The 17,963-nt window shown below is 73.7% G+C and carries 18 protein-coding genes and 1 pseudogene; 4 read left to right on the top strand and 15 right to left on the bottom strand.

The window, feature by feature from the left end:
* Positions 1-221: 221 nt before the first annotated feature.
* From AB0O00_RS13840 to AB0O00_RS13820, 5 genes are all read right to left on the bottom strand, one after another.
* Positions 222-1,370, bottom strand: a complete 1,149-nt coding sequence (locus tag AB0O00_RS13840) for an NAD-dependent epimerase/dehydratase family protein (protein ID WP_363651376.1) — start codon at positions 1,368-1,370, stop codon at positions 222-224.
* A 148-nt stretch (positions 1,371-1,518) separates the two neighbouring features.
* Complete coding sequence (locus tag AB0O00_RS13835; RefSeq protein WP_003948845.1) at positions 1,519-1,617, bottom strand: AURKAIP1/COX24 domain-containing protein; 99 nt, start codon at positions 1,615-1,617, stop codon at positions 1,519-1,521.
* Positions 1,618-1,809: 192 nt separating this feature from the next.
* The gene (locus tag AB0O00_RS13830) at positions 1,810-2,019 is read right to left on the bottom strand and encodes a helix-turn-helix domain-containing protein (RefSeq protein WP_148644250.1); all 210 of its coding nucleotides are present in this window, start codon (positions 2,017-2,019) and stop codon (positions 1,810-1,812) included.
* A 226-nt stretch (positions 2,020-2,245) separates the two neighbouring features.
* Positions 2,246-3,442, bottom strand: coding sequence for an acetoin utilization protein AcuC (locus AB0O00_RS13825; RefSeq protein ID WP_363651374.1), 1,197 nt, complete (start codon positions 3,440-3,442; stop codon positions 2,246-2,248).
* Positions 3,443-3,548: 106 nt separating this feature from the next.
* Positions 3,549-3,953 (bottom strand): HGxxPAAW family protein, encoded by a 405-nt coding sequence (locus AB0O00_RS13820; protein WP_363651372.1) that lies wholly within the window; start codon positions 3,951-3,953, stop codon positions 3,549-3,551.
* Positions 3,954-4,054: 101 nt separating this feature from the next.
* Between AB0O00_RS13820 and AB0O00_RS13815 the strand changes: the two genes are divergently transcribed.
* Positions 4,055-4,534 (top strand): MarR family transcriptional regulator, encoded by a 480-nt coding sequence (locus tag AB0O00_RS13815; RefSeq protein WP_363651370.1) that lies wholly within the window; start codon positions 4,055-4,057, stop codon positions 4,532-4,534.
* Positions 4,535-4,540: 6 nt separating this feature from the next.
* On the opposite strand, the gene AB0O00_RS13810 is transcribed toward AB0O00_RS13815, so the two are convergent.
* The 3 genes from AB0O00_RS13810 to proC all read right to left on the bottom strand — a co-directional run bounded on the left by AB0O00_RS13810 (position 4,541) and on the right by proC (position 7,392).
* The gene (locus tag AB0O00_RS13810; RefSeq protein ID WP_363651368.1) at positions 4,541-5,728 is read right to left on the bottom strand and encodes an MFS transporter; all 1,188 of its coding nucleotides are present in this window, start codon (positions 5,726-5,728) and stop codon (positions 4,541-4,543) included.
* A gap of 147 nt (positions 5,729-5,875) precedes the next feature.
* Complete coding sequence (locus AB0O00_RS13805; protein ID WP_363651367.1) at positions 5,876-6,529, bottom strand: HAD family hydrolase; 654 nt, start codon at positions 6,527-6,529, stop codon at positions 5,876-5,878.
* A gap of 35 nt (positions 6,530-6,564) precedes the next feature.
* A complete protein-coding gene (proC, locus tag AB0O00_RS13800; protein ID WP_363651365.1) occupies positions 6,565-7,392 on the bottom strand; it encodes a pyrroline-5-carboxylate reductase in 828 nt (275 codons plus the stop codon).
* Positions 7,393-7,556: 164 nt separating this feature from the next.
* Between proC and AB0O00_RS13795 the strand changes: the two genes are divergently transcribed.
* Both AB0O00_RS13795 and AB0O00_RS13790 read left to right on the top strand, forming a co-directional pair.
* Complete coding sequence (locus AB0O00_RS13795; RefSeq protein ID WP_363651363.1) at positions 7,557-8,006, top strand: hypothetical protein; 450 nt, start codon at positions 7,557-7,559, stop codon at positions 8,004-8,006.
* A gap of 121 nt (positions 8,007-8,127) precedes the next feature.
* Complete coding sequence (locus AB0O00_RS13790; RefSeq protein ID WP_363651361.1) at positions 8,128-9,498, top strand: hypothetical protein; 1,371 nt, start codon at positions 8,128-8,130, stop codon at positions 9,496-9,498.
* A 3-nt stretch (positions 9,499-9,501) separates the two neighbouring features.
* Here AB0O00_RS13790 and AB0O00_RS13785 read toward each other — a convergent pair whose 3' ends face one another.
* The 6 genes from AB0O00_RS13785 to AB0O00_RS13760 all read right to left on the bottom strand — a co-directional run bounded on the left by AB0O00_RS13785 (position 9,502) and on the right by AB0O00_RS13760 (position 16,354).
* Positions 9,502-10,029: an EamA/RhaT family transporter gene (locus AB0O00_RS13785; protein WP_363651359.1), complete on the bottom strand. Its 528-nt coding sequence runs from the start codon at positions 10,027-10,029 to the stop codon at positions 9,502-9,504.
* Positions 10,030-10,133: 104 nt separating this feature from the next.
* Positions 10,134-11,978 carry a dihydroxy-acid dehydratase gene (ilvD, locus tag AB0O00_RS13780; protein WP_363651357.1) on the bottom strand — a complete coding sequence of 615 codons (1,845 nt, stop codon included), beginning with the start codon at positions 11,976-11,978 and terminating at the stop codon, positions 10,134-10,136.
* A 194-nt stretch (positions 11,979-12,172) separates the two neighbouring features.
* Positions 12,173-12,940, bottom strand: coding sequence for a methyltransferase domain-containing protein (locus AB0O00_RS13775; RefSeq protein ID WP_363651356.1), 768 nt, complete (start codon positions 12,938-12,940; stop codon positions 12,173-12,175).
* Positions 12,941-12,986: 46 nt separating this feature from the next.
* Positions 12,987-13,790, bottom strand: coding sequence for a sugar phosphate isomerase/epimerase (locus AB0O00_RS13770; RefSeq protein WP_363651380.1), 804 nt, complete (start codon positions 13,788-13,790; stop codon positions 12,987-12,989).
* Between the two features lie 589 nt (positions 13,791-14,379).
* Positions 14,380-15,342, bottom strand: a complete 963-nt coding sequence (locus tag AB0O00_RS13765; RefSeq protein ID WP_363651354.1) for a Ppx/GppA phosphatase family protein — start codon at positions 15,340-15,342, stop codon at positions 14,380-14,382.
* A gap of 157 nt (positions 15,343-15,499) precedes the next feature.
* Positions 15,500-16,354, bottom strand: coding sequence for a glycerophosphodiester phosphodiesterase (locus AB0O00_RS13760; RefSeq protein WP_363651352.1), 855 nt, complete (start codon positions 16,352-16,354; stop codon positions 15,500-15,502).
* Positions 16,355-16,569: 215 nt separating this feature from the next.
* Here AB0O00_RS13760 and AB0O00_RS13755 point away from each other — a divergent pair, with 215 nt between their 5' ends.
* Positions 16,570-17,379, top strand: a complete 810-nt coding sequence (locus AB0O00_RS13755; RefSeq protein ID WP_363651378.1) for a hypothetical protein — start codon at positions 16,570-16,572, stop codon at positions 17,377-17,379.
* A 92-nt stretch (positions 17,380-17,471) separates the two neighbouring features.
* On the opposite strand, the pseudogene AB0O00_RS13750 reads toward AB0O00_RS13755, so the two are convergent.
* Positions 17,472-17,963 (bottom strand): annotated as a pseudogene (locus AB0O00_RS13750) (NADH-quinone oxidoreductase subunit D); the annotation flags it as partial.

Below are 17,963 nucleotides of genomic sequence, written 5' to 3'. Positions count from 1 at the left end.
CTGCGGGGCGACGCCGGGGCACGCGCCTCGCCGCGTTGTCGTCGGTCGCCGATGCTCCGCATGGACTCCCTCCTCCGCCTTGCGATCCACGCACCCCAACGCCGCCCCGCCCGCCCTCCGGGCGGACGACGCGAGTTTGACGGCGGGCCCTCTGGGCGGACTCGATCGGGATGACCTTGGCCTCGCCCGGCGCGTTCTCGGCTGCGGCACTCATGGCGGGTTCAGCTCCTCGGTCGGGTGGGGCGGTCGGTGCGGTCGCGGTCCGTACGGCTGCGGTCTGTACGGCTGCGGCCGGTGCTGCTGCGGTCGGCGGGGGCCGGTTCCGGGCCGAGCAGGCCGGTCAGCCGGTCGGCGGCGGCGGCGAGCCGCTCGGGCGGCAGGAGGCCGGGGCCCCGGGCGGCGGCGAAGTCGGCGAAGGCCTCCGGGGTGGTGAACGCCGGGCGGTAGCCGAAGGTCTCGCGCAGGCGGGTGGTGTCCACGACGCGCCCGTGGGTGAGGAGCCGCAGCTGCTCGGGCGAGACGTCCACCAGGCGGGTCTGCCGGGCCAGCACGGCCATCCAGCTGACCGCGGGCAGCAGCAGCGGCAGCGTCGGCCGGCCGAGCCGGCGGGCGCACTGGGAGAGCAGCAGGACGCCCTCCCCGGCCACGTTGAAGGTGCCGGTGTTGACGGTGCCGGGCTCCGGCTCGGCGGCGGCCCGGCAGAGCACGGCGACGGCGTCGTCCTCGTGCACGAACTGGAGCCGGGGGTCGTACCCGAGGACGGTCGGCAGCACCGGCAGCGCGAAGTACTCGCCGAGCGGGGTGTCCGCGGCGGGGCCGACGATGTTGGCGAAGCGCAGCACCGTCACGGCGACGTCCGGCCGACGCCGGGCGAAGCCGCGGACGTAGCCCTCGACCTCCGCGGCGTCCTTGGCGAAGCCCCCGCCGGGCGGGTTCTTCGGCTGGATCCGCTCGGTGAACACGGCCGGGTCGCGCGGGGCCGAGCCGTAGACGCCGGTGGTCGACTTCACCACGAGGCGCCGCACGCCCGGCGCCTTCTGACAGGCGCCCAGCAACTGCATGGTGCCGATCACGTTGGACTCCTTCACCGCGGAGCGGTTGGTGGAGCCCAGCCCGGTGGCGGAGACGCTGAGGTGCACGACGGTGTCCACGCCGTGCTCGGCGATCACCCGGGCGACGGCGGGGCGGCGCAGGTCGAGCTGGTGGAAGCGGTACGGCGCGGCCGGGCCGTCCGGCTCCTCGACCGGGCGCCGGGGCGGCTGCACGTCGACGCCGACCACCAGGTCGACGTCGGGCCGGCGGCGGACCTCGGCGACGAAGCGGGCCCCGAGATGCCGGGCCACACCCGTGACGAGCACGACGACGCCCACGCTGCACCCCATTCCTCGGACCCGGGCAACCCGCCTGCACCGTACCGTGCGACCGTTACGGGCCGTGAAACGACACCGCCCGCCCGGCCCACGAAAGGGCCCGGCGGGCGGTGGAAGCGCGCGGCGCGCAGGGCGCGGCCGGGGGCGCTTACTTCTTGTTGCGACGCTGAACGCGGGTCCGCTTCAGAAGCTTGCGGTGCTTCTTCTTGGCCATACGCTTGCGACGCTTCTTGATGACAGAGCCCACGGAACAACCCTCGCTCACTGAGACTCTCGTCCGTGAGAGACGGAGTCCATACGACTGACGTGAGGGCCTAGCCTACCGTCCGGGTGCCCGGGGCTGTAAATCGCGCCCCCGTGGGCGGGGGAACTCAGGGGAAATCCGTGGCAAACGGGTGCGGAGCCCACGGTCGTGGACCCCGCACCCGCGCGCCCCGCCCTACGCGCTCTCGAGCCGCACGTAGGACTCCTTGAGGTACTCGTGCACCGCCTGCTGGGGCACCCGGAAGGACCGTCCGACCCGGATGGCCGGCAGCTCTCCGCTGTGCACCAGGCGGTACACCGTCATCTTGGACACCCGCATGACCGCGGCAACCTCCGCCACGGTCAGGAAGACGACTTCCTGCAGGGGGCGTTCGCCGGAACTCATGACCATCACCCGACCCTTAACCCGTGTGCAAGGCACCGGCTTCCCCTCCGGTGACTCCACCGGCACACGTGTATCCCCAGAGTAGTTATGGGTGGTACCAGTGGGAAGAGGGGGAAGCGCAGTCCTCGTACGGTGAGAGATAGGCCTGTTGCAGTACGTAGTCACTCGGCGGTTCGTAGCAGTGGGCGTGCGCACCGCCCCCGTGCGGGCCGCCGGGGCGCCGGTTTCAGGCCAGCAGGCCGTGGTGGGGGAAGACGGCGCGACGACTGGCGAGGATCGCCTGGTCCAGACGGTCGGCCGGATCGTATCCCGCCTCGAAGTCGCGCCACACCGGGCGGGCGCCGTCGGTCATGCGCAGCGGGGCGGGGCGGCGGGTGCGGCGGTAGACCTCGGCGCGCCACGGTTCGGGGGTCTCGGTGGCCGGGTCGACGGGGTGTCCGGCGGCGGTCGCGACGAGGTGCGTCCAGGCGCGCGGGACGACGTCCACGACGGCGTAGCCGCCCCCTCCGGTGGCGACCCAGCGCCCGCCGGCGTGCCGGTGGGCGAGGTCGTGCAGTTCCTCGGCGATCAGCCGCTGGGCGTCGACGGTGACGGCGAGGTGGGCGAGCGGGTCCTCCAGGTGGGTGTCCGCGCCGTGCTGGGTGACCAGGACGTCCGGGCGGAAGGCGGCGAGGAGCTCGGGCACCAGGGCGTGGAACGCGCGCAGCCAGCCGGCGTCGCCGGTGCCGGCCGGGAGCGGCAGGTTGGCGGCGCTGCCGGGGGCGTCGGGGCCGCCGGTCTCGGCCGGGAAGCCGGTCTGCGGGAAGAGCGTGGCGGGGTGCTCGTGGAGCGAGACGGTGAGCACCCGGGGGTCGTTCCAGAAGGCCTGCTGGACGCCGTCGCCGTGGTGGACGTCCACGTCGACGTACGCGACGCGCTCGGCGCCGAGTTCGAGCAGGCGGGCGATGGCGAGCGCCGGGTCGTTGTAGATGCAGAAGCCGGAGGCCTTGGCGGGCATGGCGTGGTGCAGTCCGCCGCTGAAGTTGACGGCATGCGGGGCGTCGCCGCGCCAGACGGCCTCGGCGGCGGCGACGGACTGGCCCGCGATCAGGGCGGAGGCCGAATGGATCGCCGGGAAGGCCCAGTTGTCGTCGGTGCCGAGGCCGTGCCGGGGGTCGTGCCGGTCGGGGTTCGCGGCGGCGTACCGGACGGCCTCGACGTACTCGCGGGTGTGCACGAGGTGCAGCGTCGAATCCCCGGCCGGGGGCGCCGCCTTGACGGTCACGCCGGGCGCGGTGGCCAGTCCGAGGGCCTCGACGAGGCGCATGGTGAGGGCCAGCCGGGTCGGGTCCATCGGGTGGCCGGGGCCGAAGTCGTAGGCGGTGACGGCCTCGTCCCAGAAGAGGTGCAGGCCGCAGGGGAGGTCGCGCTCGGCTTCGGGCATGGCGTCCACCGTAGTGGGTGGCGGCCCGCGGGCCGCTGCCGGGCCGGGGCGAGTCCCGGCGGCCGGCGTTCAAACCCTCGGGGGAAAGGCGGCTTGAAGCAGGACGTCAGGAGCGGTCGGCGGCCGGGGCCGGAGCGGTGGTGGCCGCGGGCGCGGAAACCGGCGCGCGGCCGGGGTTGCGGCCCATATCGCGGCCGGCGAGGCGGTCGGTATTGCGCCCGGCGAGGCGGCAGCCGAGGCAGTCGGGGTGGCCGCGCCGGCCGGCCGGGTCGGGGGTGCGCCAGTGCCGGTGCTCCGGCGGGCGCGGTCCGGTGGGCTTGCCCCAACCGGCGAGGTGGAGCAGCCAGGTGACCACCGCCCCGAGGGCGACGACCAGGCCGCCGGCCCAGAGGCCGGGGGCCGAGCCGGCCACGAGCGCGACGCCCGCGACCGCGGAGCCGAGGATCACGATGACGGACCCGGTCCAGCCCGCGACGGTGTGTCCCATGTCGTGTTCGCCGTGTGCGCCCATGTCTCCTCTTTTGGTGTGATGGACGGGTTCGCCGGGGCTCGACCCCCGAGTGAATGTTTTATCTCACGAGATAAGTTACTTAGATGCTAAGGAGATCCCGGGTGAAGGGCAAGCCGCGCCCCCAGGCGACGCCCGAGCAGGCGCTCTACGCGATGGACCGGATGATCGCGCTCGCGCAGTTCGGGCAGCAGGACATCGCCGCGCGGCTCGGGCTCAACGTGACCGACCTGACCTGCCTCGGCTTCGTCATCGAGGCCGCCCTGGCCGGCGAGGCGCTCGCCGCCGGCGACCTCGCCGAGCGCGCCCAGCTGACCACCGGCGCCGTCACCGGCGTGCTCAACCGGCTGGAGAAGGCCGGGTACGCACGCCGGGAGGCCGACCCGGGCGACCGCCGCCGGGTGCGGGTGGTGATGGCCGACGACGCGCAGGAGCGCATCCTGCAGGTCTACGGGCCGTTCTACGAGCGCGTCGGCGCCCTGTTCGCCGACTACACGCCGGACGAGGTCGCCGTCCTGACCGACTGGTTCACCCGCGCCCGCGCGATCCTGCGGGAGTCCCTGGACGAGATCCGCGCCGAGTAAAAGGCGCTACGCCTCGGCGGGCGCCAAGGCGGACGCCGGGGCGAAGCGGTCGGCCAGCGGGAGGACGGCGAGCACCAGCACCATCGGGGCGAGCAGCGCCCAGCGGTACGAGCTGCCGTCCGCGATCGCCCCCACCAGCGGCGAACCGATCAGGAAGCCCACGTAGTTGAAGAGGTTGAGCCGGGCCACCGCGGCGTCCGAGTCGGCCGGGAAGAGCCGCCCGCCGGCCGCGAACACCTGCGGGATGATCGCGCAGATGCCGAAGCCGAGCAGCGTGAACCCGGCGATGCCCGCCCAGGGCGCGGGCGCCGCCGCGGCGGCCGCGAAGCCGAGCGCCGCCAGCGTCGCACCGCCGCGGACCACCGGGACGGCGCCCCAGCGCTGCACCGCGCGGTCGCCGAGGGCGCGGCCGAGCAGCATCGCCACCATGTAGCCGAGGTAGGACAGCTTGGCGACGTCCTCGGGGCTGCCGAGACCGTCCGTCAGGTACTTGACGCTGTAGTTGGAGACCGAGGCGTCCGCGATGTAGGCGAAGGCCATCGCCAGGCACAGCGGCAGCAGCGGCCGCCACGGGATCGAGCGGGCGGCGGCCTCGGCGGCCTCCCGGACGGCGTCGCCCAGTTCGGCGGGGCCGGCAAAGCGGGTGCCGACCAGCAGGGCGAGCGGGGCGATCACCGCGGCCGCGGTGCCGAACAGCACTGGCAGGCCGAGGTCGTAGTGCGAGCCGAGGCCCGCGACGGCCGCGCCGAGGATGCCGCCGAGGCTGAACGCGGCGTGGAAGCCGATCATGATCGAGCGGCCGTAGCGGTGCTGGAGCCCGACGCCCAGCATGTTCATGCTGGCGTCCAGCGCCCCCACCAGTAGTCCGAACGCCCCCAGCGCGATGGCGAGTTGCCACAGCTCGTCGCCGAGGCCGGCGCCGGCGAGGCTGAGGCAGACGCCCGGCTGGACGACCCGCAGGACGGCCCGCGCGCCGGTGCGCTTCACCAACTGCTCGGAGGTGATCGAACCGACGCCCGCGAGGATCGGCACGGCGGCCAGGAACACCGGCAGCAGCCCGTCGCTCAGCCCGTACCGGTGCTGGATCTCCGGGATGCAGGTGACCAGCAGCGCGAAGGTCGTGCCCTGGAGCAGGAAGCTCAGGGCCAGGGCGGCGCGGCCGGCCCGCAGGCGGGACGGGATCTCTGGATTCATGCGCGGGAACCTCGCTACCGGCCGGTACGACGATGTTGGCGAGAGCGTAGGTGCCCCGGAGGAGTTTGGGGAGAGGGTGTGCAGCGCTTTCCGCGATCAGCCCAACAGCACGATCAGCCCAACAGCACGATCAGCCCAGCATCGCGATCAGCCCAGCATCGCGGGCACCTCGGCGAGGTCGGCGATCAGCCCGGTGGCCCCGGCGGCCGTCAGCCTGGCCGGATCGGTGAGCGCGGTGTAGCCGTACACGTCCATGCCGGCGGCGCGGGCGGCCAGGACGCCGTTCGGGCTGTCCTCCAGCACCAGGCAGCGCGAGGGGTCGACGCCGAGCGTGCGGGCGGCGTGCAGGAACAGGTCCGGCGCGGGCTTGCCGATGCCGACGTCCTGCGCGCTGAAGATCAGCTCCTCGGCGAAGTGCCCGCGCAGGCCGGTGACGTCGAGCGCGGTGCGGATCCACGCGTGGTGCGCGGAGGAGGCCAGGCAGTACGGGACGGCGCGCTGCCGGAGCTCCTTCAGCAGCGCCTCCGCGCCCCGGACGGCGGTGAGTTCGGCGCCGAACGCGTCGAAGACCCGGCCGTGGAAGAGCTCGTCGAAGCCCTCGGGCAGCGTCGCGCCGTCGTACCGCTCGGCGATCACGTCGTGGATGCGGTGGGCGGCACAGCCCATGAAGTCCCGGTAGCTCTCCTCGATCGTCGTCGGGTGGCCGAGTTCGGTGAGGTACTCGGCCAGCACCCGGTTGGAGAGCGGTTCGCTGTCCACCAGGACGCCGTCGTTGTCGAAGATCACCAGGTCGTAGGCCATGCCGCCGAGCCTAGCCGGACGGATGTTCGAGCCGGTTACTTCCCCCCGGAGGCCAGCTCGCGCGAGCGGTCCCTGGCCGCCTCCAGGGCGCCCAGCAGCGCGGCCCGCACCCCGTGGTTCTCCAGCTCGCGGATCGCGGCGATGGTCGTGCCGGCCGGGGACGTGACGGCCTCGCGCAGCTTCACCGGGTGCTCGCCGGAGTCGCGCAGCATCACCGAGGCGCCGATCGCCGACTGGACGATCAGGTCGTGCGCCACCTGCCGGGGCAGGCCGAGCAGGATGCCGGCGTCCGTCATCGCCTCGACCAGGAAGTAGAAGTAGGCCGGCCCGGAGCCGGAGAGCGCGGTGGCCGCGTCCTGCTGGGCCTCGGGCAGCCGCAGCGCCTTGCCGACCGAGCTGAAGATCTCCTCGGCCCGCGCCAGGTGCTCCTCGGTGGCGTGCGAGCCGCCGGAGATGACGCTCATCCCCTCGTCCACGAGGACGGGCGTGTTGGGCATGACCCGGACCACCGGCGTGCCGGCCGCCAGCCGCTCCTCGAACCACGCGGTGGGGATGCCGGCCGCGGCCGAGATCACCAGCCGGTCCGGGCTGACGTGCGGCGCGAGCTCCTCCAGCAGGGTGCCCATGTCCTGCGGCTTCACGGCGAGGATCAGGGTGTCGGCGAGCTTGGCGGCCTCGGTGTTGGCGACGGCCACGACGCCGTAGCGGTCGGCCAGTTCGGCGGCGCGCTCGGGGCGGCGGGCGGTCACCAGGACGTCCGCCGGGTCCTTGCCGGCCCGCAGCAGGCCGGAGAGCAGGGCCTCCCCGATCTTGCCGGTGCCCAGGAAGGCGATCTTCTGTCCGTGCGCTGCGCTGCCGCCCATGGCCGCTCCTAACCCTCGGTACTGCTGCCATCCTCGCACCGCGCGGCAGCCCCCCGCGCGACCGTCCGGTCCGTGGTCCCCCGGGAGGGATCCACGGTCCCTTACGGAGAAACTCGGGGGTTTCCCCTATGGCCCCGGGCCCTCCGCAGGAGCACCGTGGACCTATGGCACACGACGAAATGTCCCGACGTGAGAACCGGCAACTCGCCGTCGCCTCGGCGACGATGGGCCCGTGGCGGACGGCCGCGGGGGTCGGTGCGGTGGTGGGGGCGACGGCCCTGGGGATCGACGCGATCACCGGGCACTGGTCGCTGAGCATCCTGGCCGGACCGGCCGGCTGGGGTCTGTTCTTCTTCTTCCTCGTCGGCACGCTGGGCGGCCAGTTGCGGCGCGACACCGGGGACCGGCGGCTGCGGCGGTGGGCCGACGCGCACCCGTGGCAGGCGGCGCTCCCGGCGGCCGGCGGACTGCTCCTGCTGAACACGCTGGCGCAGCTGTTCCTCGGCGACGCGGGCGTGTTCGCCGCGTTCTTCGAGTCGCTCATCCCGGCCGGGATCCTGCTGGCGATCGCCGGCGTGGTCGGCTCGGTGAAGCAGGCCCGCAGCCGCGGCTGAGGCCCGTCGGCACCGCCGCGACCTGCGCAAATGGGGTAAACATCCGCACTCGGCACACGAGTTCACCACAAGGCGTGCCCCCGATCGACCAACCGTCACACCCCGTCGGCATACTGGCGCGATGCCGATCGCCGAAGATCCAGAACCGCGCCCCTCGGAGGGCGGTGAGCCGGGCGGGTCCGACCCGTCCGGAGCGGGCGGGAAGGACCCGTTCGCGGACCTCGTCCTCGACGAGGAGTTCGTCAAGGGTGCCGCCGTCAAGGAACAGTCCGGCCGCACCCGGATGCTGGCCGCCCAGTGGAAGCACACCCCGCCGGTCGACCCGGGCGGCCGCCGGTCGGTCAACGACGGCCCGGCCGCGCCCAGGCGCCGGTTCGGCCGCAAGCCGAAGCTCAAGGTCGTCGACCCCTGGGGCAACCCGCGCCCGCCCAAGCGCCGGGGCGGCCTGGAGTGGCGCACGCCGCTCTTCGTCGTGCTGACCATCGTGGTGCTGCTGGCGGCCCTCAACATCGACGGCCTGCGGAACTGGTACCACGGCGACGACTCCCGCACGGCGGCCGCCGTCCCGGCCCCCGCTCCCGTGCCGACCGTGGCACCCGAGACGGCCAAGCCGACCACCGCGCCGCCGACCACGGATCCGAAGCGCGCGACCGTCGACCACCCGTGGGCCGGCTCCCCCGCCGAGAGCTGGCCCACGGGAGCCGCCGGGATCGAGCTGCCGGCCGCGAAGGCCATCGGCGTCTTCGACGAGGACGACGTGGGCGGCCAGCTCAAGCTGGTGAAGGACTTCCTGGTGGCCGCGAACCTCGACCCCCAGGTGATCGCCGGTGGCCGGCCCGATGCCGCACTCGCCCTGATGGACCGCGAGGCCCAGGTCAAGCCGACCCATGCGCTCGACGCCCCCTCGGACGAGACCAACCCCGGATCGTGGTTCTCCCGCTTCGACGGCCGCGACGCCATCCCGGTGGGCGACACGGTCAAGGTCAAGGGCTGGACGACGCTGAGCGACGACGGCGACCGCGGCGTGCTGGTGCACACCGACTACACCTTCGTGTACGCGCTGCGCCCGGGCCCGGACGCCGCCAAGCTGGCCGCGCAGGAGCCGAGTGCGACGCCGCACCCCACCGCGCCGCACCCGACCGCGCCGGCGCCTCCCGTCGACGGCACGGCGAAGCCGGTGGGCTGGACGGTCACCACCGCCGGGGACGTCGCCGGTGACACCGGGATCGCCCGCACCATCGTCCGCCGGGTGACGGACTTCCGGTTCTACGACCCCGGCAAGTACCGCGCCAACTCACAGAAGATCAACATCAGCAAGACCAACAGCCGGTTCGGCAACAGCTCGTGCACGCTCCACGACGGCTTCTTCCACCCGAGCTTCCCCCAGTTCAGCCGGCCCCACCCGGAGCAGACCGGGCCGACCCACGACCCGTACGACAACAGCAAGGAGCTGGACACCTCCCCCGGGTGCGGCACGGTCAGCCGCAGCTGACCGTCAGCGCCTGCGCTTCCCGCCGGGTCGGCCGCCGCGGCCGGCCCGGCGCTTCTCGTACTGCTCGACGGCCCGCTCGTACCGCGCCCGCAGGACGCCCTCGCCGGGGGCCTCGGTGAGGCTGCGGAGGAAGTACGCGAGCAGGGAGCCGACCCCGCCGATCATCCAGACCGCGCCGAGCGAGCGGTCCTCGGCCATCCAGCCGGTGAGCCCGTCCCGGCCCTCGGCGAACACCTTCCAGGTGCGCAGCGCGGCCAGCAGCGAGCAGACCGCGACGGCCAGGACCAGCAGGGTGTTGAGGAACCCGCCCTGGGCGGAGAGCGCGACGCCCTCGACGGCCAGGCGCAGCACGAACGCGGCGGCCGCGGCGGTGACCAGCGACCCGGCCGACACGGCGACGCGGCGCGCCCAGTAGCCGTGGTCGCGGTGCACCCAGCTGGTGCCGAACCAGCGGATCGGCTCCGGCCGGGGGGCGGCGGGGTCCGGGGTGCCGGCGGGGTCCTGGGCGGGGGTGGGGGGCTGCTCGCTCACGCCGCCGATTATCCCCCGGCCCCCTTGTCCCACGGCCCCCGGACGCGGCGGAGGAGCCGTCCCGACGGCCGGGACGGCTCCTCCGCGCGTGCGTGCCGGGCGGCTCAGCCGAGCTTGGTGACGTCGCGGACGGCGCCCTTGTCGGCGGAGGTGGCCATCGCGGCGTAGGCGCGCAGGGCCTGGCTGACCTGGCGGTCGCGGTTCTTCGGGCGGTAGCCGCCCGAGGCCTCCAGCGCCCGGCGGCGCTCGGCGAGGACCTCGTCCGGGACCTCCAGGGAGATGGTCCGGCCGGGGATGTCGATGGCGATGATGTCGCCGTCCTCGACGAGGGCGATGGTGCCGCCGGAGGCGGCCTCCGGGGAGGCGTGGCCGATGGACAGGCCCGAGGTGCCGCCGGAGAAGCGGCCGTCGGTGACGAGCGCGCAGGCCTTGCCGAGGCCGCGGCCCTTGAGGAAGGAGGTCGGGTAGAGCATCTCCTGCATGCCGGGGCCGCCCTTGGGGCCCTCGTAGCGGATGACGACGACGTCGCCCTCCTTGACCCGCTTGGCGAGGATCGCCTCGACGGCGTCGTCCTGGGACTCGACGACGACGGCCGGGCCGCTGAAGGTCCAGATCGACTCGTCGACGCCGGCGGTCTTCACGATGCAGCCGTCCTCGGCGAGGTTGCCGTGCAGCACGGCGAGGCCGCCCTCGACGGAGTAGGCGTGCTCGACGCTGCGGATGCAGCCGCGGGCGGCGTCGGTGTCCAGCGACTCCCAGCGCTCGGACTGCGAGAAGGCCTCGGCGGAGCGGACGCAGCCGGGCGCGGCGTGCCACAGCTCGACGGCCTCGGCGGAGGGCGAACCGCCGCGCACGTCCCAGGTCTTGAGCCACTCGGCGAGCGAGTCGGCGTGCACGGTGTGGACGTCCTCGTTGAGCAGCCCGGCCCGGTACAGCTCGCCGAGGATGGCGGGGATGCCGCCGGCCCGGTGGACGTCCTCCATGTAGTACGAGCCGTTGGGCGCGACCTTGGACAGGCAGGGCACCTTGCGGGAGATCGCGTCGATGGCCCGCTGGTCGAAGTCCACCTCGGCTTCCTGCGCGGCGGCGAGCAGGTGGAGGATGGTGTTGGTCGAGCCGCCCATGGCGATGTCGAGGGCCATGGCGTTCTCGAAGGCGGCTCGGGTGGCGATCGCGCGGGGCAGCACGGAGGCGTCGTCCTGGCCGTAGTGCCGGTTGGCGATCTCGACGACCGTCCGGCCGGCGTCCTCGTACAGGGCCTTGCGGGCGGTGTGGGTGGCGAGGACGGAGCCGTTGCCGGGCAGCGAGAGGCCGATCGCCTCGGTGAGGCAGTTCATCGAGTTGGCGGTGAACATGCCGGAGCACGAGCCGCAGGTGGGGCAGGCGTTCTCCTCGATGATCGCGATGTCCTCGTCGGAGACGTTCTCGTTGACGGCCTGGGAGATCGCGTCGACGAGGTCGAGCTTGCGCACGGTGCCGTCGACGAGGGTGGCCTTGCCGGCCTCCATCGGGCCGCCGGAGACGAAGACGGTCGGGATATTGAGCCGCAGCGCGGCCATCAGCATGCCCGGGGTGATCTTGTCGCAGTTGGAGATGCAGATCAGGGCGTCGGCGCAGTGCGCGTTGACCATGTACTCGACCGAGTCGGCGATCAGGTCGCGCGAGGGCAGCGAGTAGAGCATGCCGCCGTGGCCCATCGCGATGCCGTCGTCGACGGCGATGGTGTTGAACTCGCGCGGGATGCCGCCGGCCCGCTTGATCGCCTCGGAGACGATCCGGCCCACCGGCTGGAGGTGGGTGTGGCCGGGGACGAACTCGGTGAAGGAGTTGGCTACCGCGATGATCGGCTTGCCGAAGTCCTCGCGGGCTACGCCGGCGGCCCGGAGAAGCGCCCGGGCGCCTGCCATGTTGCGACCGTGGGTGACCGTACGGGACCTCAGATCGGGCACTGTGCTCCACTCCTTCGGGGCTCGCGCGCGGCCCCGCGGTGGGAGGGTGCGGCAGCCGCTGTGGCTTCCGAGCCTACGCCCGCCGTCCGGGCCGCGGACGGTCCGTCCGCGATGCGGTCAGGCGGCGGGCGTACGGGAGGACCCGCGCGCCCGGGGCTCAGGCGGGCGTACGGGAGGACCCGCGCGCCCGGGGCTCAGGCAGGCGTGACGGCGACGACCAGCTCCAGGGTGAACGGCTCGACCACCCAGCCCCCGGGGAACTCGGCGAGCGTGGCCTCGCGCTCGGCGGCGAGGACCGGCTCGCGCTCGGCCGGGTCGAGCGAGGCCAGGTACGAGCGGGAGGTGAGGTCGGTGATCACGTGGTCGACGGTGACCCGCCGCTCCCAGCGCATCACCACGCGCTCGACCGCGAGACCGGCCGGGGCGAAGTGGCTGGTGTGCTCGCTGATCCCGCCGTAGCCGCGGTAGTGGTCGGGCAGCGCGGCGGCCATCCGCTCGGCCCGGGCCCGCACCCACGGGACGGTCTCGTCGTGGACGTTCCACCAGGTGGCGAGCGCGCCGCCGGGGCGCAGCACCCGGATCGCCTCGGGGACGGACAGCTCGGGCCGGGTCCAGTGGAAGGCCTGGGCGTAAGTGATCAGGTCGGCGGAGCCGTCGTGGAAGGGCAGGTCGTCGCCGGAGGCCCGGACCAGCGGCAGGCCGGGCGAGGAGGCGAGGAACTGGGCGGCCATGCCGCCGTTGGGCTCGACGGCGACGACGTCGGCGCCGCGGGTGGCGAGCAGCCGGGTGGCGATGCCGGTGCCGGCGCCGACGTCCAGGACGCGGGCGCCCTTGAGGCCGCGGCCGGAGAGCCGCTCCAGGGCGTCGAAGAGTTCGCCGGGGTAGGTCGGGCGGCCGCGGTCGTACTCGGCGGCGACCCCGCCGAAGCTCTGAGCGAGCGCCCGGAAGCTTTCCTCCGTCATGTCTCCCCCTACGCGCGGCAGTTGGTGCCCAGTGGGGCACGAGGGTTCAGCGTACGCGCGAGGGGGTGGCCAGGTGCAAGCGGGTGAAGGCGAGCGCCTCGGCGAGGTCGGCCTCGCGTTCGGCGGGGGACGCGGAGCGCCGCGTGTTGACCTCCAGCACGACGTGGCCGTCGAAGCCGGTGCGGGCGAGGTGTTCCAGCAGCTCGGCGCAGGGCTGGTTGCCGCGGCCGGGGATCAGGTGCTCGTCCTTGCCGGAGCCGCTGCCGTCGGCGAGGTGGATGTGGGCGAGCCGGTCGCCCATCCGCTCGACCATCTCGAACGCGTCGATCCGGGAGGTGGAGACGTGCGAGAGGTCGATGGTGTAGTGCCGGTACGCCTCCTCGGTGACGTCCCAGCCGGGGGCGTAGGCGAGCATCTCGCGGTCCCGGTAGCGCCACGGGTACATGTTCTCGACCGCGAACCGGACGTCGGTCTCGCCCGCCATGCGGTCGATGCCCTCGACGAACTCGCGGGCGTACTGGCGCTGCCAGCGGAACGGCGGGTGGACGACGACGGCGCTCGCGCCGAGCTTCTCGGCCGCCGCCCGGGCGCGGACCAGCTTCGTCCACGGGTCGGTGGTCCAGACCCGCTGGGTGATCAGCAGGCAGGGGGCGTGCACGGCGAGGATCGGCATCCGGTGGTGGTCGGAGAGGCGGCGCAGCGCCTCGATGTCCTGGCTGACCGGGTCGTTCCAGACCATGACCTCGACGCCGTCGTAGCCGAGCTTGGCGGCGAGTTCGAAGGCGACGGCGGTGCTCGCGGGGTACACCGAGGCGGTGGAGAGGGCGACCTTGGTGTCCGGGATGTGCAGGGCCGGGTGCGGGGGCAGCACGAGCCGGTCGGTGGTGCGCAGGAGGGGCGCGCGGGTGGCCTCGCGTTTGGCGGCCTTGACCGACTTCACGGACTGGACGGCGGCCTTGGCGGCTCCGGCGGCGCGGGCGGTGCGGGTCTCCTTGCGCGCCGGGGCCGCGGGCGCGGCGGCCTTCGGGCTCGCCTTGGGGGTGGTCTTCCCGGCCGCCGCCACCGGCTTCGCGGCCGTCTTCGTGGCCGTCTTGGTGGGCAGCTTCTCGGCCGTGGTCTTCTCAGCCGTGGTCTTCTCGGCCGCAGTCCTCTTGGCCGTGGTCTTCTTGGCCGCCGCCTTCTTGGCGCCCTGCGCGGTGCGCTGGGCCGCCTTGACTGCCTTGGCGGCCTGCGCGGCGGTGGCGCCCTTGACCGCCTTGCCCAGCTTGCGGCGCGGTCCGTCGAGCCGCGGCTGCCCGTCGCCGGGGGCGCGGTCCTCCCGCGTCCCGTCCTCGCCCGCTGGTTGCACCACGGGAGACAGCGTAAGCGGACCGGCTCGCGAACGGCATCGAACTCCGGGCGAACGAGACGCGGCTCTCAGCCGTCGCGGCCCGGCCGCCTCAGGTGGTCAGCGCGGGCCGGCGGCGGTCGGCGGGGCTGTCCATGGCGTCCAGGCGGCGCAGGATGATGCCCTCGCGCAGGGCCCACGGGCAGACGTCGAGCTCCTCGAGTCCGAAGAGGTCCATCGCCGCGTCGGCGACCAGCGCGCCGGCCAGCAGTTGCTTGGCGCGGCCCTCGGAGACGCCGGGGATCTGCGCCCGCTCGGCGACGGTCATGGCGGACAGCCGGGGCAGCCACGCGGACAGGCCGGTGCGGGTGAGCCGGCGGTCGGCGTACGGGCCGGCGTCGGCGGGGGCGGCGCCGGTCATCCGGGCGAGCTGCTTGAAGGTCTTGGAGGTGGCGACCGCGTGCTGCGGGGCGCCGAACCGGGAGATCTCGCCGACCACGGTGCCCATCTCGGCGCGGATGTGGCGTCTCAGCTCGCGCAGCCCGTCCGGGTCGGCGACATCGCCGGGCAGCCAGCGGGCGGTCAGCCGGCCGGCGCCGAGCGGCAGCGAGCAGGCGGCGTCGGGCTGCTCATCCAGGCCGCAGGCGATCTCCAGCGAGCCGCCGCCGATGTCCAGGTTGAGCAGCCGGCCGGAGGACCAGCCGAACCAGCGGCGCACCGCGAGGAAGGTGAGCCGGGCCTCGTCCTGCCCGGACAGGACCCGCAGGTCGACGCCGGTCTCGGTGGCGACGCGGCGCAGCACCTGCTCGCCGTTGGCGGCCTCGCGGACGGCGGAGGTGGCGAAGGGCAGGATGTCGACGACGCCCTTGTCCTCGGCGACGCGCAGCGAGGAGGCGACGTGGCCGACCAGCCGCTCGACGCCGGCCTCGCTTATCGCGCCGGCCTCGTCGAGCAGCTCGGCGAGGCGCAGTTCGGCCTTGTGCGAGTACGCGGGCACCGGGGCGGCGCCCGGGTGGGCGTCCACCACGAGGAAGTGGACCGTGTTGGAACCTACGTCGAGCACACCGAGTCGCATAACTCTCCACGCTACGCGATCCGGCCGCGCGGGTGATCGGTCGCGACGGCACTTCGGCGGCGCCGAGGCGGCACTCGTGCTGGTCGCGGGTGCCGCGGGGACGGCCGGCGCCGGGGGACGGGACGGGGTGTGGTGGCCGGATCCCTCGGCGGATCCCTCAGTGTCCGCGAGAGCCGGCCGAGCGGTCGGTGGGGCAGTTGGCGTCCAGCCAGCGGCGGGCCGGGCCTGGGGTGTCGGTGATCAGGCCGTCGGCGTCGCGGCCGGTCATCAGCTGCCAGGACTCCTCGTCGTCGACGGTCCACACGTACACCTCGCGCCCGGCCCGGCGCTCGGCGGCGATCCGGGAGGCGCTGGCCAGGGTGGTGTCGAGCGCTATGCCGCGCAGCGGGAGGTTGCCGGGGTTCTCGGCGATGGCGGCGCCCTGGATGAGGACGATGGGCAGCTCGGGCGCGGCGGCGTGGGCCACGCGCAGGTGGTCCGCCGAGAACGAGTACATGATGACCCGGGCCCCGCTGGCGGCCGCGAGCCTGGCGATCCGGACGACGTCCTCGGTGCGCCGCTGCCACTTGATCTCCATGAGCAGCGTGGCGTTGCTGCCGGCGAGCCGCTTGAGCAGCTGCTCCAGGGTGGGGACGGGCTCCGCCGGGCCCGGTCCGACGGTCACCCGCAGGGCGGCGATCTGGGCGGCGGTCAGGTCGCCGATCGCGCCCTTGCCGTTCGTGGTGCGGTCCACGCTCGGGTCGTGCATCAGCACCGGGACGCCGTCCCTGGTGGTCTGGACGTCGGTCTCCACCCAGTCGGCGCCCTGGCGCAGCGCGGTGTCGAAGGAGGCCATGGTGTTCTCGGGGGCGTTCTGCGGCGCGCCGCGGTGGCCGATCACCACGGGTGCGGCGCACAGCGGCGGCGCGGCCTCCGCGCGGGCCCGCAGCGCGGGTCCGGAGGCGCAGCCGGAGGCCAGGACCGCGAGCGAGGCGAGGACGGCGGTCCGGACGGCGCGGGGCTGGGCGGTCACGGCTCAGGGCTCCAGATCGGGCGTCGGGCGCCGCGGGCACGGACGCACGGGGCATCCAACACGCAACGGCTCGGAATCATCAAACTGAACGGACTGCCCGACACGGCCGCCGGTTCCCCCGGAGGCTCTACCCTTGCCGGGTGGCACCAGCAGAAACGTCCAAGAAGAAGTCCAAGGCGAAGGCCCCGGCCGCTCCGACCCCGGTCGACCTGGCCATGCCGACCCTGCGCGCCGAGGTCCCGCTCGACTTCCCGCGCGCGTGGGTCGAGTTCCCCGACCCGGCCGACGAGGAGCAGGTGTTCCGCTGCGACCTCACCTGGCTGACCTCCCGCTGGTCCTGCGTGTTCGGCCGCGGCTGCCACGGCATCCGCGAGGGCCGCGGCGCCTCGGACGGCTGCTGCACGCTGGGCGCGCACTACTCGGACGAGGACGACGAGAAGCGCGTCGCCGGCCACGCGGCCCGGCTGACCCCGGACCTCTGGGAGAACTTCGCGCACGGCACCGACGGCAAGGGCCGGATCAGGACCGACGGCGGCATCACCATGCTCGACGAGGACGGCGACCGCCAGACCCGCCGGGTGGGCGGCGCGTGCATCTTCGTGAACAGCCCCGGGTTCGCGGGCGGCGCCGGCTGCGCGCTGCACGCGCTGGCGCTCAAGGAGGGCCGCGAGCCGCTGGAGACCAAGCCGGACGTCTGCTGGCAGCTGCCGATCCGCCGCACCTACGACTGGATCGACCGGCCGGACGACACCCGCTACCTCCAGGTGACCATCGGCGAGTACGACCGCCGCGGCTGGGGCCCGGGCGGCCACGACCTGCACTGGTGGTGCACCGGCAGCCCGGAGGCGCACGGCGGCCCGGACCCGGTGTACGTCAGCTACCGCCCAGAGCTCACCGAGCTGATGGGCAAGGCGGGCTACGACGTGCTGGCCGGCCTGTGCGAGGAGCGGATCGCCACGAAGGGCGACCGCAAGGTGGCGCCGCACCCGGCCGATCCGGTCCGGAAGCCGAAGAAGAAGGACTGAGCGCAACGCCCCGGGCCCGCAGGGTCCGGGGCGTTTCCGCTCGGCTGCTTCTCGATTCGGCTGCTTCTCGATTCGGCCACTGGTCGATTCGGCTACTTGTCGATGTCGCCGACGACGAAGAACATCGACCCGAGGATCGCGACCATGTCGGCGACCAGGGTTCCGGGCAGCAGTTCGGTGAGCGCCTGGATGTTGTTGAAGGACGCCGAGCGCAGCTTGAGCCGCCACGGCGTCTTGTCGCCGCGCGAGACGAGGTAGTAGCCGTTGATCCCGAGCGGGTTCTCGGTCCAGGCGTAGGTGCTGCCCTCGGGGGCCTTGAGCACCTTGGGCAGCCGCAGGTTGACCGGGCCGGGGGCCAGGGTGACGAGCTTGTCGAGGCACGCGTCGGCGAGGTCCAGCGCGTTCAGCGTCTGCTCCAGCAGGCACTCGAAGCGGGCCAGGCAGTCGCCCTCCTCGCGGGTGACGACGGTGAGCACCTGCCGCAGTTCCTCGGAGCCGTACGCGAGGTAGGGCTCGTCGCGGCGCAGGTCGAAGTCGAGGCCGCTGGCGCGGGCGATCGGGCCGCTGACGCCGTACGCCTCGGC

This window comes from Kitasatospora sp. NPDC093558, assembly GCF_040683475.1.
Lineage (GTDB): Bacteria > Actinomycetota > Actinomycetes > Streptomycetales > Streptomycetaceae > Kitasatospora.
The sequence above is the reverse complement of the archived record's forward strand: the minus strand, read 5'-3'. Positions and strand labels throughout refer to the sequence as shown.

Bases quoted from the DNA above. Each gene is read 5' to 3' on its own strand.
- AB0O00_RS13765 (WP_363651354.1), bottom strand. From the start codon at position 15,342: ATGCGACTCGGTGTGCTCGACGTAGGTTCCAACACGGTCCACTTCCTC.
- AB0O00_RS13755 (WP_363651378.1), top strand. From the start codon at position 16,570: ATGCCGACCCTGCGCGCCGAGGTCCCGCTCGACTTCCCGCGCGCGTGG.
- AB0O00_RS13825 (WP_363651374.1), bottom strand. From the start codon at position 3,442: ATGCCCGAAGCCGAGCGCGACCTCCCCTGCGGCCTGCACCTCTTCTGG.
- AB0O00_RS13775 (WP_363651356.1), bottom strand. From the start codon at position 12,940: ATGACGGAGGAAAGCTTCCGGGCGCTCGCTCAGAGCTTCGGCGGGGTC.
- AB0O00_RS13820 (WP_363651372.1), bottom strand. From the start codon at position 3,953: ATGGGCGCACACGGCGAACACGACATGGGACACACCGTCGCGGGCTGG.
- AB0O00_RS13830 (WP_148644250.1), bottom strand. From the start codon at position 2,019: ATGAGTTCCGGCGAACGCCCCCTGCAGGAAGTCGTCTTCCTGACCGTG.
- AB0O00_RS13790 (WP_363651361.1), top strand. From the start codon at position 8,128: ATGCCGATCGCCGAAGATCCAGAACCGCGCCCCTCGGAGGGCGGTGAG.
- AB0O00_RS13810 (WP_363651368.1), bottom strand. From the start codon at position 5,728: ATGAATCCAGAGATCCCGTCCCGCCTGCGGGCCGGCCGCGCCGCCCTG.
- AB0O00_RS13805 (WP_363651367.1), bottom strand. From the start codon at position 6,529: ATGGCCTACGACCTGGTGATCTTCGACAACGACGGCGTCCTGGTGGAC.
- proC (WP_363651365.1), bottom strand. From the start codon at position 7,392: ATGGGCGGCAGCGCAGCGCACGGACAGAAGATCGCCTTCCTGGGCACC.
- AB0O00_RS13795 (WP_363651363.1), top strand. From the start codon at position 7,557: ATGGCACACGACGAAATGTCCCGACGTGAGAACCGGCAACTCGCCGTC.